General features: G+C 66.8%; 16 protein-coding genes and 1 other RNA gene. 11 read left to right on the top strand and 6 right to left on the bottom strand.

What is annotated here, in order from left to right; translation table 11 throughout:
• Positions 1–11 precede the first annotated feature (11 nt).
• Complete coding sequence (gene gndA / locus GWK18_RS09090; protein ID WP_166834766.1) at positions 12–1,463, top strand: NADP-dependent phosphogluconate dehydrogenase; 1,452 nt, start codon at positions 12–14, stop codon at positions 1,461–1,463.
• Positions 1,464–1,580: 117 nt separating this feature from the next.
• On the opposite strand, the gene epsC is transcribed toward gndA, so the two are convergent.
• The 3 genes from epsC to msrA form a co-directional block, all read right to left on the bottom strand.
• Positions 1,581–2,165, bottom strand: a complete 585-nt coding sequence (epsC, locus tag GWK18_RS09085) for a serine O-acetyltransferase EpsC (protein ID WP_166834764.1) — start codon at positions 2,163–2,165, stop codon at positions 1,581–1,583.
• 196 nt (positions 2,166–2,361) lie between these two features.
• A complete protein-coding gene (cysK, locus tag GWK18_RS09080; protein WP_166834761.1) occupies positions 2,362–3,297 on the bottom strand; it encodes a cysteine synthase A in 936 nt (311 codons plus the stop codon).
• Between the two features lie 94 nt (positions 3,298–3,391).
• A complete protein-coding gene (gene msrA, locus GWK18_RS09075; protein ID WP_166834759.1) occupies positions 3,392–3,955 on the bottom strand; it encodes a peptide-methionine (S)-S-oxide reductase MsrA in 564 nt (187 codons plus the stop codon).
• A gap of 53 nt (positions 3,956–4,008) precedes the next feature.
• Between msrA and GWK18_RS09070 the strand changes: the two genes are divergently transcribed.
• Together GWK18_RS09070 and GWK18_RS09065 are read left to right on the top strand one after the other, a co-directional pair.
• Positions 4,009–4,968, top strand: a complete 960-nt coding sequence (locus tag GWK18_RS09070; RefSeq protein WP_166834757.1) for a Nif3-like dinuclear metal center hexameric protein — start codon at positions 4,009–4,011, stop codon at positions 4,966–4,968.
• Positions 4,969–4,992: 24 nt separating this feature from the next.
• Positions 4,993–5,721 (top strand): C4-type zinc ribbon domain-containing protein, encoded by a 729-nt coding sequence (locus GWK18_RS09065; protein WP_166834756.1) that lies wholly within the window; start codon positions 4,993–4,995, stop codon positions 5,719–5,721.
• A gap of 102 nt (positions 5,722–5,823) precedes the next feature.
• Here the strand turns inward: GWK18_RS09065 and rnpB are convergent.
• Positions 5,824–6,208: RNase P RNA component class A (rnpB, locus tag GWK18_RS09060), an RNA gene on the bottom strand.
• Between the two features lie 49 nt (positions 6,209–6,257).
• On the opposite strand from rnpB, the gene GWK18_RS09055 reads away from it, so the two are divergent.
• On the top strand, positions 6,258–7,049 hold the full coding sequence (locus GWK18_RS09055; RefSeq protein WP_166834754.1) for a peroxide stress protein YaaA: 792 nt from the start codon (positions 6,258–6,260) through the stop codon (positions 7,047–7,049).
• Between the two features lie 3 nt (positions 7,050–7,052).
• Here GWK18_RS09055 and def read toward each other — a convergent pair whose 3' ends face one another.
• Positions 7,053–7,634 (bottom strand): peptide deformylase, encoded by a 582-nt coding sequence (def, locus tag GWK18_RS09050; protein WP_166834752.1) that lies wholly within the window; start codon positions 7,632–7,634, stop codon positions 7,053–7,055.
• 101 nt (positions 7,635–7,735) lie between these two features.
• Here def and GWK18_RS09045 point away from each other — a divergent pair, with 101 nt between their 5' ends.
• Genes GWK18_RS09045 through GWK18_RS09035 form a run of 3 tightly spaced genes read left to right on the top strand, consistent with a single transcriptional unit; the run spans position 7,736 to position 12,070 of the window.
• The gene (locus tag GWK18_RS09045; protein WP_348535910.1) at positions 7,736–8,773 is read left to right on the top strand and encodes a pyridoxal-phosphate dependent enzyme; all 1,038 of its coding nucleotides are present in this window, start codon (positions 7,736–7,738) and stop codon (positions 8,771–8,773) included.
• Positions 8,766–10,553, top strand: coding sequence for an FAD/NAD(P)-binding protein (locus tag GWK18_RS09040; protein ID WP_166834750.1), 1,788 nt, complete (start codon positions 8,766–8,768; stop codon positions 10,551–10,553). Before GWK18_RS09045 ends, GWK18_RS09040 begins: the two co-directional genes overlap by 8 nt.
• Positions 10,554–10,561: 8 nt before the next feature.
• Positions 10,562–12,070, top strand: coding sequence for a Y4yA family PLP-dependent enzyme (locus GWK18_RS09035; RefSeq protein ID WP_245193126.1), 1,509 nt, complete (start codon positions 10,562–10,564; stop codon positions 12,068–12,070).
• A gap of 45 nt (positions 12,071–12,115) precedes the next feature.
• Here GWK18_RS09035 and GWK18_RS09030 read toward each other — a convergent pair whose 3' ends face one another.
• Complete coding sequence (locus tag GWK18_RS09030) at positions 12,116–12,781, bottom strand: hypothetical protein (RefSeq protein ID WP_166834748.1); 666 nt, start codon at positions 12,779–12,781, stop codon at positions 12,116–12,118.
• Between the two features lie 150 nt (positions 12,782–12,931).
• Here GWK18_RS09030 and GWK18_RS09025 point away from each other — a divergent pair, with 150 nt between their 5' ends.
• The 4 genes from GWK18_RS09025 (at position 12,932) to GWK18_RS09010 (ending at position 16,224) form a co-directional block, all read left to right on the top strand.
• The gene (locus GWK18_RS09025) at positions 12,932–13,762 is read left to right on the top strand and encodes an SDR family oxidoreductase (protein WP_166834746.1); all 831 of its coding nucleotides are present in this window, start codon (positions 12,932–12,934) and stop codon (positions 13,760–13,762) included.
• Between the two features lie 357 nt (positions 13,763–14,119).
• Positions 14,120–14,455 carry a cupin domain-containing protein gene (locus tag GWK18_RS09020; RefSeq protein WP_166834744.1) on the top strand — a complete coding sequence of 112 codons (336 nt, stop codon included), beginning with the start codon at positions 14,120–14,122 and terminating at the stop codon, positions 14,453–14,455.
• Between the two features lie 48 nt (positions 14,456–14,503).
• Positions 14,504–15,316 carry a shikimate 5-dehydrogenase gene (locus tag GWK18_RS09015; RefSeq protein ID WP_166834742.1) on the top strand — a complete coding sequence of 271 codons (813 nt, stop codon included), beginning with the start codon at positions 14,504–14,506 and terminating at the stop codon, positions 15,314–15,316.
• A gap of 110 nt (positions 15,317–15,426) precedes the next feature.
• The gene (locus tag GWK18_RS09010; protein ID WP_166834740.1) at positions 15,427–16,224 is read left to right on the top strand and encodes a hypothetical protein; all 798 of its coding nucleotides are present in this window, start codon (positions 15,427–15,429) and stop codon (positions 16,222–16,224) included.
• Positions 16,225–16,327: the final 103 nt, after the last annotated feature.

The raw sequence follows: 16,327 nt of genomic DNA, 5'->3' as shown, positions 1-16,327 counted from the left end.
AGGCTGACCGCATGGCTGAAGAGAAAAAAGCGCAAATTGGTGTCACCGGACTTGCGGTGATGGGAGCCAACCTGGCTCGCAACCTGGCCCGCCACGGTCACACCGTGGCGTTGCACAACCGCTCGGTCGAAAAGACCGATGCGCTGTTGGCCGAGCACGGGGACGAAGGTGACTTCATCCGCACGGAGACCCTGCAGGAACTCGTGGATTCCCTGGAGAAGCCGCGCCGCATCCTGATCATGGTCAAGGCCGGAGCCCCGGTCGACGCCGTGATCGACCAGTTGGTCCCGCTGCTGGACGCCGACGACATCATCATCGACGGCGGCAACTCGCATTTCCCGGACACGATCCGCCGGGAAGCGGCACTGGCCGAGAAGGGCCTGCACTTCGTGGGCGTCGGTGTTTCCGGCGGCGAAGAAGGCGCGCTCAACGGGCCGTCGATCATGCCCGGCGGTTCGGCCAAGTCCTATGAATCCCTGGGCCCGTTGTTGGAGGACATTTCCGCCAAGGCCGACGACGGCACACCGTGCTGCGCCTGGATCGGCACCGACGGTGCAGGGCACTTCGTCAAGATGGTGCACAACGGTATCGAGTACGCCGACATGCAGGTGATCGGTGAAGCCTACGAACTGCTGCGCGACGTCGCGGGGCTGGAACCCGGCGAGCAGGCCAAGACCTTCGCGGACTGGAACAAGACCGAGCTGTCCTCCTACCTGATCGAGATCAGCTCCGAGGTCCTCAAGCAGGTGGACGCCAAGACCGGCAAGCCGCTGGTCGACGTCGTCGTGGACTCTGCCGGCATGAAGGGGACGGGTACCTGGACGGTCATGTCTGCCCTGGAGCAGGGTTCCGCGGTGACCGCGATCGCCGAGTCCGTGTTCGCTCGCGCGTTGTCCTCGACCGAGCGTGAGACCCGCCTTGAGGCTCAGGAGACCCTGGCCGCGGGGGTCCGTGAGAACGACACCGTGGGCGATGAGGCATTCGTCGAGGACGTCCGTCGCGCCCTGTACTGCTCCAAGCTCGTGGCTTACGCCCAGGGGCTGGACATGCTGCGCACCGCCTCGGAGGAACACGGCTGGGGCCTGAAGCTGGACGTCATCGCGTCGCTGTGGCGGGCCGGTTGCATCATCCGCGCCGAGCTCCTGCAGGACATCATGGCCGCCTACAAGGACGGCGCGTCCCCGCGGAACCTGCTGTTCGCCCCGGTTTTCCGGGACGCGATCGAGGAGTACCTGCCGTCCTGGCGCCGGGTCGTGGTGGAAGCCACCGAACGGGGTATCCCGGCTCCGGTGTTCTCCTCGTCCCTGGCCTACTACGACGGCCTGCGCCGCCCGCGTCTGAACGCTGCCCTCACGCAGGGGCTGCGCGACTACTTCGGCGCGCACACCTACGGGCGAATCGACGCCGAAGGTGCCTTCCACACGCTGTGGAGCGGGGACCGGAGCGAGGTCCAGACCGCCTGATCGGTCGTCCGGACCGAATCGGACCGGACCGGACCGCAGACATGAGTTGTCCCGCCCACGAATCTTCGTGGGCGGGACAACTCATGTCCGGGACGCGGACAGTGTCTTGGCGGTGGGTCAGATCCACATGGCGGGGTCGATGTACGCCGCCGGGTCCACGAGCGGTGCCTGCTTGTCCGGCGTGCGGGGGCGCACCTTCCCAGGGATGCCGGTGACCACTGATTCCTCCGGAACGTCCTTGACCACCACGGCGTTGGCGCCTACGGCGGACCCGCTGCCGATGCGGATGTCGCCCAGGACCTTGGCGCCGGCCCCGACCGTGACGCCGTCGTCGATCGTGGGGTGCCGCTTGACCTTGGCCAGAGACGTGCCACCCAGCGTGACGCCCTGGTACAGCATGACGTCGTCACCGATCTCGGCCGTCTCACCGATGACCACGCCCATGCCGTGATCGATGAAGAACCGCCGTCCGATCGTCGCACCGGGGTGGATCTCCACACCCGTCAGGAAGCGTCCGAGCTGGGAGACCGTGCGGGCGGCTCCGCGGGTCTGATCGTGCTCCCAGAGGCGGTGACTGAGCCGGTGCAGCCAGATGGCGTGCAGCCCCGAGTAGTTCAGGGCGACTTCAAGGTCCGTGCGCGCGGCGGGGTCATGATTGCGCGCGGTGTCCAGGTCCTCACGCAGTCTGCCGAGAAAGCTCACGTCACTCCTTCGATGGATGGCGGTCAGGTGCTGCCGCGCGGTCTGCCCAGGTCGTGGGCGGTGTGCGGGTCACGTTTGTGATGGCGGAACCCGCCACCCCTTGACCCTACCGGCGGCGGGGTGAAGACATGGCGGGTTCCACGGCGGGGCGTCCCGCCGTCGGCCCACGCAGCTGGGACGACGGCGGAACGAGGGATCAGCCGCGGATGTCGTCGTACAGGATGGTCGAGATGTAGCGCTCACCGAAGTCGCACACGACGGCGACGATCAGCTTGTCGCGGTTCTCTTCCTTCTTGGCTTCCTCCAGGGCTGCCCAGACGATGGCGCCCGAGGAGATGCCGCCCAGGATGCCTTCCTTGGTGCCCAGGTCGCGGGCCACGCGGATGGAGTCGTCAATCGTGACGTCGTAGACGTCGTCGTAGATCTCGCGGTCCAGGACGTCCGGGACGAAGTTGGCGCCCAGGCCCTGGATCTTGTGCGGGCCGGCCTTGCCTTCGGTCAGCAGCGGGGAGTCGGCGGGCTCGACGGCGATCAGACGCACCGAGCCGTTCTGCTCCTTGAGGTAGCGGCCTGCGCCGGTGATCGTGCCGCCGGTCCCGATGCCGGAGACGAAGACGTCAACCTTGCCCTCGGAGTCCTCCCAGATCTCCGGGCCGGTGGTCTCGTAGTGGACCTTGGGGTTGGCCTCGTTCTCGAACTGGCGGGCCAGGACGGCGTTCTCGGTGTTCTCGACGATCTCGCGGGCGCGGTCGACCGCCCCGCGCATGCCCTCGGCACCCGGGGTCAGGACGATCTCGGCACCGTAGGCGCGCAGCATGGCACGGCGCTCGGTGGACATGGTCTCCGGCATGGTCAGGATGACCTTGTAGCCGCGGGCTGCGCCCACCATTGCCAGGGCGATGCCCGTGTTGCCGGAGGTGCCCTCGACCACGGTTCCGCCCGGCTTGAGCTCACCGCTGGCCTCGGCGGCGTCGATGATGGCCTTGCCGATGCGGTCCTTGACGGAGTTGGCGGGGTTGTAGAACTCGAGCTTCACGGCCACGTTGCCGGGCAGGTCCTTGTCCAGCTCGTGGAGTCGGACCAGGGGGGTGCCGCCGACCAGTTCGGTGACGTTGTCGTAAATCTTGCCCATGGGGGTGATTCCTTTCGTGTCCTTCGACGTGCCTGTGTGCCTGTAAATCTCTGCGGGGGCGCCGGATCAATGCGCCGACCTAATCTCCGTCAGGCTATCGGGGCCACCCGCCATTACCCGCTGGTAAGGAGGGTTCGAGAAACTCTGCGTAACGTTGGCGGACCTTGGTCAGCTTGGGGTTGATGACCACCTGGCAGTACCCGTTGAACGGCTGCTTGGCGTAGAAGTCCTGATGGAAGGATTCCGCCGGGTACAACGTCCCGAGAGGCTCGATCGTGGTCACGATCGGGTCCTCGAACAGCGGCCGGGCGCGTTCGATCGCTTTGGCGAACACCTGTTCCTGCTCGGCGTCCGCGGGGAACATCGCCGAGCGGTACTGCGTACCGACGTCGTGCCCCTGACGGTTCAGGGTCGTGGGGTCGTGCCCGGTGAAGAAGATGTCCAGGATGGTGTCCTCGGAGACGACGTCGGGGTCGAACGTGACGGCGACGGCCTCGGCGTGACCCGTGGTTCCCGTGCACACGCCGTGGTAATCGGGATGATCGGTGTGGCCACCGGTGTAGACGGACACCACGTCGGTCACCCCGCGCGTGATCCGGTACACCGCGTCCAGGCACCAGAAGCACCCGCCTGCAAGAACGAAAGTCGTTGGTCTCACGTGTGGCTCCAACACGGCACTCGCCCCGGGTATTCCGCTCGTAGGATGAAGTCATGACGGCTGATCGAGATGAGTCCATCCGTGCCGATCCAGGCTTGACCGACGACGCCCGCGGCGCGGCAGGCGCGGAGACGCGTTCCGGACGCGACGCGACCGTCGCCAGCGTGGTCGAGGTCGCTGACTACCTGTGGCCCTTCCACACCCAGGAGAACTGGGACGCGTCCGAGCTGGTCGTGGGTCGGCCGGAGGCGACCGTTCGGCGCATCCTCGTGGCGGTCGATCCGGTGTCCTCCGTGGTTCAGGAAGCGGTTGACCTCCGGGCGGACCTGCTGTTGACCCACCACCCGCTCATGCTCGGCGGGCAGAGTTCCGTGGCGGCCGATCACTACAAGGGCCGGTTTGTGCACGAGCTGATCGAGAACCGGATCGGGCTGCTGGCCTGTCACACCAATGCCGACAGCGCGGCGTCAGGCGTGTCGGAGGTGCTGATCCAGGCCTGTGGCGTCACGGACTCCCGGCCGCTCCAGCCGCTGGCCGAGGACTCCAGTGTGGGGCTCGGCCGTATCGGCACGCTGGACCAGCCCGTCACCCTCGAAGACCTTGCCCGGCGACTGGCCGCCGTCGTGCCGCCCACCGCGCAAGGTGTGCGGGTGGCGGGGGCGAAGGACCGCGAGATCCACACCGTGGCGGTGTGCGGTGGAGCCGGCGGGTCGCTGCTCGACGCCGTCGCGGCCACGGAAGCGGACGTCTACGTCACGGCTGACCTGCGCCACCACCCCGTGTCCGAAGCGCGGGAGGCCGCGATGCACGGGGACGACGATGGTCTGTGTCTGATCGATCTTTCCCACGCGGCCAGTGAGTGGCTGTGGGCGCCTGTGGGAGCGGCTGCCCTCGAAGCGGCGCTGCGGGAGTGCGGGCACGACGTCGAAGTTCTGGTGTCCACGCGCCGTACGGACCCATGGGACTTCCGGGTTCCCAGCCCCCACCCGGAACCGCAGGATCGCTGGAACTGACCGCCGGAAACAGGAGACCTGACCATGACCCGAGCCACCTCGGAGAACTACGCGGCACTGCTCGACCTGCAGCGCCGCGACTCGCGTATGACCTCCCTGTCCGAATCGCTCAAGACCCTTCAGCAGGAACCGCAGCTGGTGGCTGCGCTGAAGCGCCGGCAGGCGGCGGTACACACGGCCAAGCAACTGGACGGACGACGCGTCGAGCTGGAGAAGGCCGAGACCGCCGCGCAACAGAAGCTCGACGACGTGCTGGCGCGGCTGGACAAGGACCGGCAGCGGCGCGACGCCGGTGGGTCCGCCAAGGAGGTTTCTGCGCTGCAGCGCCAGATCGAGTCGTTGACCACGCAGGTGGAGAAGGCCCGGGCCGGGCTGGCCAGTGCGACTCAGGAGCTTGAGGCCGTCCGGGCGGAGCGGGCGGCCGTGCTGCCGAAGCTCCAGGCTGCCGATACGGAGGCCAAGAAGCTGGTGGCGGATGCGCAGGAGCGTGGGGCGGCCATGCAGGCCGAACATGCCCAACTGGTGGGGGAGCGGGACGCCGCCGTGGCCGCCGTGGACAACCAGCCCCTGCTGGCGCGTTACGAAAAGATCCGTACGGGCGGTCATGCGATCCGCACGGCTGCCACGACCCGGACCGGTGTCACCTGTGGCTCCTGCGGTTCCACGATGAGTCCCGCCGAACTGGCCGAGGTGGAAGCTGACCCGCAAGAGGTTTCGACCTGCCCGTCCTGCGGGGCGATCTTCGCGGGCTGACCGACGACGTCTGCCGACCACACCGCTTCCTGTCGACCACACCGGGTACACGGGGTGCGGTCGCAACCAGCGGTGGGGTCGGGAGGGGAAAGCAGTGGGCGAGGGACAGGACGGCCTGCGAGCCGGGTTCTGGGCACACGTCCGGTTGCCCGGGACGTGGCGGTGACCATCCATCTAGGCCCACCGTTGCCGATGGGCTCGAGCGGCCTACCCGGACACTCGGGCGAGCAGCCCTCAAACGTGCCCTGTCTGACCTTGCTCCGGACGGGGTTTACCGAGCCGCGCCGGTCACCCGGCGCGCTGGTGGGCTCTTACCCCACCTTTTCACCCTGACCCAGGACGACGAATCGTCGCGGGCGGTCTGTTTTCTGTGGCACTTTCCTGCGGGTCACCCCGAGTGGGCGTTACCCACCGTCCTGCTCTGCGGAGCCCGGACTTTCCTCGAGACGCCGGTTTCCCGACGCCGCGCGGTCACCCGGCCGTCCTGTCCAGCGGTGGAGTCTACCCGTTGCGGGTGGGTCGATAGGATCGAGCGCGTGCTGATCCTCCTGCCTCCCTCCGAAACCAAGACCGTACCGACGTCGGGCGAACCCGTGGTTCTCTCTGAGCTCTCCTGGCAGGAGCTCACCGCCGCTCGTGAGCGCGCACTGAAAGCCTTGGTGAAGGTCAGCGGCCAGAAGAACGCCATGACGGTGCTTGGCGTGGGGGCCTCCTTGGAGGGGGAAGTCCTGCGGAACGTCGACCTGTCGTCAGCCCCCGCGGCACCGGCGCTGGAGATCTACAACGGGGTTCTCTACGACGCATTGGCTCCGAGCACGTTCACCCCATCTCAGCGTGAGGTGGGGAACCAGAGCATCGTCATCATCTCCGCGTTGTGGGGTGCGCTGCGTCCGACGGACCGGATTCCTGCCTACCGGTTGTCCGGGTCAACGGCATTGCGGGGGCTCGGGAAGGCGGGGAGCCTGAAGATGTCGAGCTACTGGAAACCCCACCTGGCCAAGGCGTTGGGGCCGGAAGCGGGCGACCACCTGATCGTGGACTGCCGGTCGTCGACGTACGCCGCCGCCTACGATGCGCCCAAACCCAACACCGTGACGGTCAAGGTGGTGCAACTGGTCAACGGTCAGCGCAAAGTTGTGTCCCACAATGCCAAGCACACCCGCGGCGAGTTGGCTCGGCATCTGATCGAGCACGAAGGGAACGGGAAGACGATCCGGACGGCGGAGGACCTCTGGGCTGTCGCGCAGCAGCGGTGGACGGTGGAACTCACCGAGCCGACTGACAAGAAGGCGGGCGAACTGACCGTGGTGCTCCCGGAGCAGGTGTGAACGCTACTCTTCCCCGTGGCCGAAGGGATCGTCGTCGACGCCGGGTTGCCAGGTGTTCCCGGGGGTTCCCCAGCCTTCCGAGCGGATGACCTTCTTGGCCTTCTTGGACCATTTGGCGTTGAGCCGGTCGACGTACAGCTTGCCGTCCAGATGGTCGTACTCGTGCTGCATCACGCGCGCGAACCAGCCGTTGGCTTCCCAGCCGATCGGGTTTCCGTGCGGGTCGAAGCCTGCGATCTTGACCCAGTCGGCGCGCTTGAGCGGGTAACTCAGTCCGGGGACGGAGAGGCAGCCCTCGGATTCCTCGTCCGGGTCCGGGTTCTGTTCGGAGACCTTGCCCAGCGTCAGCACAGGGTTGATGATCTCGCCGCGGTCCGGTGCGTCGTCGTCATTGGCGAAGACGAACGTGAAGATCCGCAGCCCCACGCCGATCTGCGGGGCTGCGAGTCCCACACCGTGAGCGGCGTCCATGGTTTCGTGCATGTCCGCAATGAGGCTCCGCAGGTCGTCGTCGAACGCGGTGACCTTGGCGGCGGGGCGGTGCAGCACCGGATCGCCGGTGATGACGACGGGGCGGATGGTCATGCGGGTCGACTCCTCTAGGGGTGGTTGCGGGGGCTGCGAAAGAATCCTAGTGGAATGGCAATCACCAGGGCCCTGACTAAATGCACAGTATGCTTATGGACGTGTTCATTTCACCGAGTCCCATCGTGGACGATCTCAATGCGGCGGTTGGTTCGACTCCGCTGGTCCGGTTGCATCGGCTGTTTCCCACCACCGAGGTTCTGGCCAAGGTCGAGTCGATGAACCCCGGGTGGAGCGCCAAGGACCGGCCTGCGGTGTCCATGCTGGACGACGCACTGCACCGGGGAGTTCTGGCGCCCGGGGGCACGGTCATCGAGTCGAGTTCGGGCAACCTGGGCATTTCTCTGGCCCGCGCCTGCACCCTGCGTGACGTCAATTTTGTGTGCGTGGTCGATGCTCGCGCCAACCGATCGACGGTGGCAGCGATCCGCGCGCTCGGCGCCCGGATCGAGGTGGTGGACCGACCGGACCCCGCGACCGGTGATCTGCTCACAGCGCGGTTGGCACGGGTCAGGGAACTGCTCGACGAGATTCCCGGTTCGATCAATCTCAACCAATACGGGAACCCGGCCAATGCGCGCGCCCATCACAGGGGCACCATGAGGGAGATCGCCGAGGCGACAGGCGGTCGGCTGGACGTCATGCTGGCGGCGTGCAGCACCACGGGAACCATCGGCGGATGCCGCAGCTACATCACCGAACGCGGGATGCAGACGGAACTTGTGGCCGTGGACGCGGTGGGCAGTGTTTTGTTCGGCGGTGCCCAGGGGGCGCGTCTGCTGCCCGGGATGGGCGCCGGATTCGTCACGGAACTCTCGCGTCAGGTCGAACCCGACCGCGTCATCCGCGTCAGCGAACGCCAGTGCATTGCGGGCGCACGCATCCTTGCCCAGCGCGAAGGAATCCTGGCCGGTGCCTCCACAGGTGGCGTTGTTTTCGCCGCGGCCCAGGTGATCCGGGAGCGGCCGGAGGTCCGCCGACTGGCCATCTTGGTCCACGACGGCGGCCTGCCGTACCTGGAGACCGTGTACGACGACGACTGGGTGCGCGAGAACCTGGACCTTGCCCCAGAGGACATCCGAGCCACCATGACCGAGATCGAGGACCTGCAGACGCACGATGGAACCGACCGTGACTGAGAACCCCGGACCGGGTGCGTTGACGAACGGGGCAGAGGTGAAGGAAGCGGGGACAGGCCAGACCTTCCGGATCGCCGTCGTCGGATCGGGCCCCAAAGCGTTGTTCGCACTGGAGTCCTTGAGCCGGCGTCTTGCCGCGCGGGCGCCGGAGGACAGGGCGGTCCAGATCACCGTGTTCCACGACAATGACGACTCTCCGGGAACGGGTACCGCCTATTCGCTCGACCAGCCGGACTTCCTACGTCTCAACGTGACTTCTGCGATCGTCGATGTTCACGAACCCGGGGCTGCGGGCCGTGTGGTCCCCGATTTCGCAGGGTGGGCCGATGCATGCGCGCCAGACCTGCTGCGGGAGACCTACCCGCCCCGGGCCTACGTCGGACGGTACCTGCGGGCTGCGTGGGCCGCAGTGGAGGGCGGTCTGACAGCGGCGGCCGAGGTCCACCACGTCCCGGAACGTGTGATCGCGGCGGCCCCCGCGGCATCCGCGACCCCTGAAGGTGGCCGGTGGGCCCTCACGACGACGGCCGCCGAGCCGTACGGACCGTATGACGAGGTCCTGCTGTGCACCGGGCACGACGACGACCACGCCGAGGCACTGTCACGCGGTTGGCGTTCCACGATCCCGTTGGTGCCGAAGGTTTTCCCCGTCGAGGAAAACCTGGGTCAAGCCCAGGTCCCCGCTGGTTCCACCGTGGCCGTGCGAGGGGCCGCACTGACGTTCATCGACGCCGCGTTGGCCCTCACACAGGGCCGGGGTGGAATCTTCACTGATGCCGGCCAGGGGCAGCTCATCTACGTTCCGTCCGGGCAGGAACCAGCGAAGATCCTCCCGGTGGCCAGGAACGGTCTCCTGTTGGACGCCAAGCCTCCGGCAGATGACCTGCCGGAAGAGGTGCACGCGCTCCTGGCCGACGCGCGCGCACGGATCCGGGACTCGCGTGAGATGTCCGAGGTGCTGGCTTGCGTCGAGTCGACGGCCGCCTGCATTCTCCGGCAACGTACAACCAAGGCCCCGTCCGATGCCGACTGGCAGGTCTCCTACACGTTGCGCAACGGTGCCCCTCCGGAGTCGGAGCGGCTCGACCGGACCCGACGAGTCCTCACCATGAGTGTCCAGGCGGCAGAAGGCTCGGAGTCAGTCGGCCCGGCCTGGGCTCTGGGGAGGGCCTGGTCGGGGCTGTACCCCGCGATTGTGGAGGCCTTGAGTTTCCGGGAGTTCGAACCCGCCGAATGGGCAGCATTCATGACCACCGCGCGGGCCATGGAGAGACTCGCCTTCGGGCCGCCCCTGGTCAACGCGCGAAAGGTCCTGGCGCTGGTGGATGCGGGCCTGGTCGATCTCTCCTGGATGCGGTCAGGCTTCAGCATTGACGGCGACGGCGTGCACGGGCCCGCCGGACAGGACGGGCAGGACGCTCAGCCGGACGTGGTCGTGGACGCCGTGCTGGCACCACCCGGGATCAGCGCATCACAGCAACCGCTGTACCGCGACCTGCTGGACCGAGGAGTGCTCAGCGTGCCCCCGGGGCGGCGTGGCGCCAGGATCACGGAGTCGGGGCAAGCCGTCGACGCCGTCGGAGCAACCGTCCCCGGACTGTCTCTCCTGGGGCGACCCACCGAGGACTACGTGATCGGCCACGACACCCTCAACCGCGCACTGCACAACCAACCGCAACGGTGGGCCGAACGGATGGTTCAGGTGGCTGCGGAACACGCGACCACATCGCGTACGGATGAGATCGCGGCAGCTGCTGGACCAGCTGTCGGCGGGGAATGACGGTCCCGATGCCCACACAGCCACAGCCCACAGATCCGATGCCAGATCAGCTGCCGACGGACCCGCTCTGCGCGGGTGCCCACGGCTCCCCACCGTTGACGGCCAGGCTGGAACCCTGGATGCGGGACCTGCTCGCTGATCCCCGCGAGTGTGACCGGCTGCTGGAAACCCACGGCAGTCCGGTCAACGTCCACGACTTCACGTCCCTGGAACGCAATGCGCGGGACATGATCCAGGCCGGTGACCGCCATGGCGTATCCGTCCGGGTCTTCGTGGCACGAAAGGCCAACAAGACGTTGGGTCTGGTGGAAGCCGTCAAGGCCCTGGGACACGGGATCGACGTCGGCAGCGAACGGGAACTGCGCCAAGTCCTGGACTCCGGAATGGACCCGTCACACATCGTCCTCACGGCGGCCGTCAAACCGGAGCGCCTGCTGCGTCTGGCCATGGAACACGGTGTTCCGGTGGCATTGGACAACCTGGACGAGGCCTTTCTGGCACAACGCGTGGGTGCCGAGCTGCCCGAGCCCGCACCCGTGGTCCTGCGCATGGCGCCAGAGCCCGTGGACGGAATGGCCCCCACACGGTTCGGGGAAACTTCCCGGGCCTGGTTGTCCTTTCTGGACGAGCATCCTTCGGGACCCGCTGGATTCCGTCTGGACGGTATCCACTTCCACCTCCACGGATATTCGCCTGCGGATCGTTCCGTCGCACTCGCTCAAGCCATTGAGTTCTTCGACCGGTTACGTGAACGTGGCCATGCGCCGTCGTTCATCGACATGGGTGGGGGAGTGCCGATGTCCTACCTGGACGACGCCGACCAGTGGGCCACCTTCTGGAATGAGCACGAAGCCGCGGTGCTGGCGGGCGGTGCAACGGAGACGTGGCGTGCCGACGGGCTGGGGCTCAGGGCGGAGGACACCCCCGAGGGGCCTCGACTGGCCGGGGTCCGGGACCTGTACCCGTATCACCAGTCGCCCGTGCGTGGGCAGTGGCTGGACAGGGTCCTGGCGGCCGAGATCGCACCGGGGGAAACCGCGGCTGACGCCCTCAACTCCCGCGGCATCACGCTGCACTGTGAGCCGGGACGGTCGATGCTCGATGGATGCGGGCTCACTCTGGCGCGCGTGGTGTTCCGCAAACACATGAGCGACGGCGTGCCGATCGTCGGGTTGGAGATGAACAGGACCCAGTGCCGCTCAACATCCGCTGACTTCCTGGTCGATCCCGTCCTGGTCCGGACCGGAGGGGCGGATCGCGGGGCGTCAGGCAGGGACACCTGGAACGGCGACGACGGCGCATTTCTGGTGGGCGCGTACTGCATAGAGGCCGAGCTGATCCTGCGCCGACGTATTCGCTTCCCGGACGGGATCGACGTCGGCGACGTGATCGCGCTGCCGAACACAGCCGGTTACCTGATGCACATTCTGGAAAGTGCCTCTCATCAGATCCCGCTGGCCGCCAACGTGGTGCGTTCTGGACCAGGATTCGTCCGCGACGCGATTGACCATTGTTGACCCGTGGGCCGTGACCCGTGACCCGGTGGTCGGGGTGAGTGCGCTTCACAGGTGAGTGACGGCGTGCGCGATGAGTGCTGCGGCACCCAGGAGGCACGTGGCCACGGGCAGCGCCCCGGAGATCTTCGAGCCCAACCCGAGTCTGGCCGCCGCAGCCGTGCGGGTGGCCTGGTGAGTCTGGACCCTGGCCAACACCCCCGGAAACACACGGGCCACAACGATCGGCAGCCATGCGGGGGCGCAGGTCAGGGCGGCGACCACGGCCAGCACCGGGACGACCGCCCACACGCTCCACCCGGAGGCCCCCAAGTGCTGAGAAGCGGCCAAGACCAGTGGGATGGACGTGAAGTTGGTGGCCATGGCGATCACTCCGCGAACCGTGGCGCCTGAATCGGCGGCATCCTGGGGCTGCGGGTGCCGCTCCTGGCGGACCAGGTGGATCCCGTAACCGATCAGTGTTGCGGCCAGAACGACGTCCACGCCCGTCGACACGATCTCGCGCTCCACGAAGGACGTGAATGCAGCACCGAGCAGCCCTGCACCGATCACACAGATCACTGTCACAACCGCGAACATGCCCGCCGTGTATCGAGCGGTGGCCCGGGCTCCGTCGTTGATCTGAAGGGTGGTCGCATTCACGAACACCATGGGGCTCACGGCCGACAACAGGGCCAGCGGCAGGACGGAAGACAGGACACCGACTGTGGACACGCAGACATTGGATCACGGTATGGCCGGCGTGCGGCACTGGCCCAGGTACAGCCAGTACCTGTTTCGACATCGACCGTTGGGACAAAATTTGTGGCGGATACACGCTCCCGGGACCATCTCGTTCCGGGCCGCACGTGAGGAGAGTTGAAGATGTCAGATGTCGTTGTCGTGGTTGGTGCAGGTTCGATCGGTCAAGCCATTGCCCGTCGGGTCAGTGTGGGCAAGGAGGTGCTGCTGGCGGATCTGCGGGCCGAGAACGCAGAAGCTGCGGCGGAAGTTCTCCGCGATGCGGGCTACAACGTGACGACCGCGTCCGTGGATGTGGCTGACCGGTCCTCGGTGCGTGATCTCGTCCAACGTGCCACCGAACTCGGGGATGTCAAGGGACTCATCCACGCCGCGGGGGTGTCGCCGTCGCAGGCATCACCCGAGACGATTCTTCACGTCGACCTGTTCGGCACGGCCGTTGTCCTCGAAGAATTCGGTGGGGTCATTGCCGCCGGGGGATCGGGCGTCGTGATTTCCTCCCAATCCGGGCACCGCCTCCCCGCGCTCACACCCGAGGAAGACCGGCAGCTGGCCACCGCACCCACGGACGAGTTGCTGGAACTGGACCTGGTGCGCGGTATTGAAGACCCCCTGCATGCCTACCAGGTCTCCAAGCGTGGCAATTCGCTCCGGGTCAAGGCCGAAGCCGTCCGGTGGGGCAAGCGCGGGGCGCGTCTGAACTCGATCAGTCCCGGCATCGTCTACACGCCTTTGGCCCGTGATGAGCTGACCGGGCCGCGAGGAGCCGGCTACCGGCGGATGCTCGAGCTGAGCCCAGCGGGGCGCGGCGGCTCCCCGGATGAGGTGGGGGCAGTCGGGGCACTGTTGATGGGACCGGACGGAGGCTTCATCACGGGTAGTGACATCCTCATGGACGGCGGCGTGACCGCGTCCTACTTCTACGGAGAGTTGGCACCGAATGCGGACGCCTGACGAACGCAGCCTGAGGGAACACTGGGCTGCTCAGCTCGCGGCCAAGGACCAGGCGGACACGCAGACCCTTGCTGAGTAGTTCACCGACGACGAGAGCGGTCACCCCTGACGATTGCGCCTGGAGCAGAACTACATCCGTACGTCGAGAGGGTGGGCCTGCCCCCGCTCCGAGGTGACCACCTGGTGAGACTTGTGTTCATGGCAGACCCCGGTGAGGACGACGCCGTCGGTACAGGAAACGGCGGCACAACACACGGAAAGATTGGCGTGCATCAAGGTGCGTGGCGATCTCACACCCTTGAATCTAGGTAGCGGCACGTGCCGCCGTTGCAGCCCCGTTCTCCGAAAGGAACAGTCGTGACCTCTCCGATCACCGAACCCTCCGCGCACCTCGCTCTGGAGACCGAACACCCGATCGTCGACGGGCAGAAGCTGTCCAAGATCTTGGTCCACAACGACGCCATGCGCGTGGTTCAGTTCGCCTTCGCGGCCGGCCAGGAACTCGCGGAACACGAAGCCCCCGGTGCGGTCGCCGTCGTGCTCAACTCGGGTCGACTGGACTTCACGGTGGACGGGACGGTCAACGAGATGGTCGGCGGCGATGTGCTGTACCTGTCCCCGGGGGTTCCGCACTCGGTCGTGGCCAGGGAACCGTCCCGAATGACCCTGGTGATCGTTCCGCAGGAGGGGTGACATCGGTGGGTGCTGCCGCTGGTCTGGTTGCCGTGGAATCCTAGGGTCATGCGCGACATCACCAAGGACACCCAGCTTTGTATTTCGCTGTCTGCACGGCCGACCAACATCGGTACCCGGTTCCACAACCACCTGTACGAGGTCCTGGACCTGAACTACGTCTACAAGGCGTTCAGCCCCACGGACATCGAGCAGGCGATTGCCGGTGTCCGGGGCCTGGGTATTCGCGGGTGTGCCGTGTCCATGCCGTGGAAGGAAGCGGTCATCCCGCTCGTGGACCGGATGGCGGAATCGGCGGCTGCCATTCAGTCCGTCAACACGATCGTCAACGACGACGGTGTCCTGACGGCCTACAACACCGACTACCAGGCGATCTACAACCTGCTGGAATCACACCAGGTACCCCGAGGGTCATTTGCGGTGCTGGGCGCCGGAGGCATGGCGAAGGCTGCAGTCGCCGCCCTGACCCACGCCGGCTTCGGCCCCGGAACCGTCGTGGCCCGCAACGAACAGACCGGCAGGGCGCTCGCTGAGCAGTACGGCCACGACTGGGCGCCGGATGCGGACGGCTTGGAGGTCTCGCTGATCCTGAACGCCACTCCCATGGGCATGGCGGGCGGCCCCGCTGAGCATGACCTCGCCGTGCCCCTGGAGGTCGTGGAACGGACGGCCACGATCTTCGACGTCGTCGCCTTCCCGTCGGAAACCCCGCTTATCACCGCGGCCCGCGCAGTCGGCAAGCCGGTGATCACAGGAGCCGAAGTGATCGCCCTGCAGGCGGCGGAGCAGTTCGTGCTCTACACCGACGTGCGTCCCACGGATGATCAGGTCGCCGAGGCCTCACGGATCTCCCGGGCCTGATGCGGGTGAACGCCCGGTAAACGGCACGGGTCTTTTCCTCCTATGATGATTCCCTTTGGGAGATCTTTTCGTGACGTCGGGGGATATCACGGTCATTGGGGGAGAGAACTATGGTCAGGCAGCGCACCAGGTCTGATGAGGCGGCCGTCTCGGCTGAATGGTCACTGAGTCTGGACAACGACCCGCCTGCGGTGGAGGCTCCGGGTGAGCCGCGTGCGGTTCCCGCCCGGACCCAAGCGATGTGGGTCCTTGGTCTGTTGTTGCTGGTCGATGCCCTCCTGCTGCTGGCCAATCTGGGTTACAGGTTCGGCAACGGGCAGGAGACCGGGTTCTGGGGCACCTTTGCTGCTGTCGCGTGGGACGGGGACACGGACGGATCCCACATCGAAATCTGGGGCCACATCCAATTGCTCTTGGCCTCGGGCCTCCTGGTGATGCTCGCGCGCCAGCACCGTGAACTGGTCTTCACGGCCTGGGCTTGGCTGATGTTCGTCGTCGTGGTCGACGACTTCTTCCAGGTCCACGAAATCCTGGGCGAGAGCCTGGCGGGTCTGTTCAACGGCAATGAGGTGGCAGGTCTGGCTGCCAAGGACCTGGGGGAGCTGCTCACCTGGGGGCTCCTGGCTCTGCTCCTGGTGCCCCCGCTGGTGGTGGGCTTCTTCAAGGCGCGCTCCTGGGCGCGGCGCAGGACGCTGGTCCTCGGCGCCGTCTTGGCCCTCTTGGTGGTGTTCGCGATCGGCCTGGACATGGCCAACATCCTGCTGCACGACCACGTGTCGGGGCCCGTGACCACGGCCGTGACCTTGGCAGAGACGGCGGGCGAACTCGTTCCCATGACCCTGTTCCTGGCCTACACCTTCAAGATGGCCGCCCACCCTGTGCGGACCGCGGCCCTGCCTCGCGTCTGACCGCACCGACGACGACGGGGGGGCCCCCCCCTCCGGGGGGGGGGGCGTGCCTGGGGGCTGGGGGGGGGGGGGGGGGGGGGGGTGGGGCTTTCGTCTCCCCCCT

The organism is Kocuria sp. JC486 (assembly GCF_011602805.1).
In the GTDB taxonomy this organism is placed as follows: domain Bacteria; phylum Actinomycetota; class Actinomycetes; order Actinomycetales; family Micrococcaceae; genus Kocuria; species Kocuria soli.
Note: the sequence above shows the minus strand (reverse complement) of the source record. Positions and strands in the feature narration are given on the sequence as shown.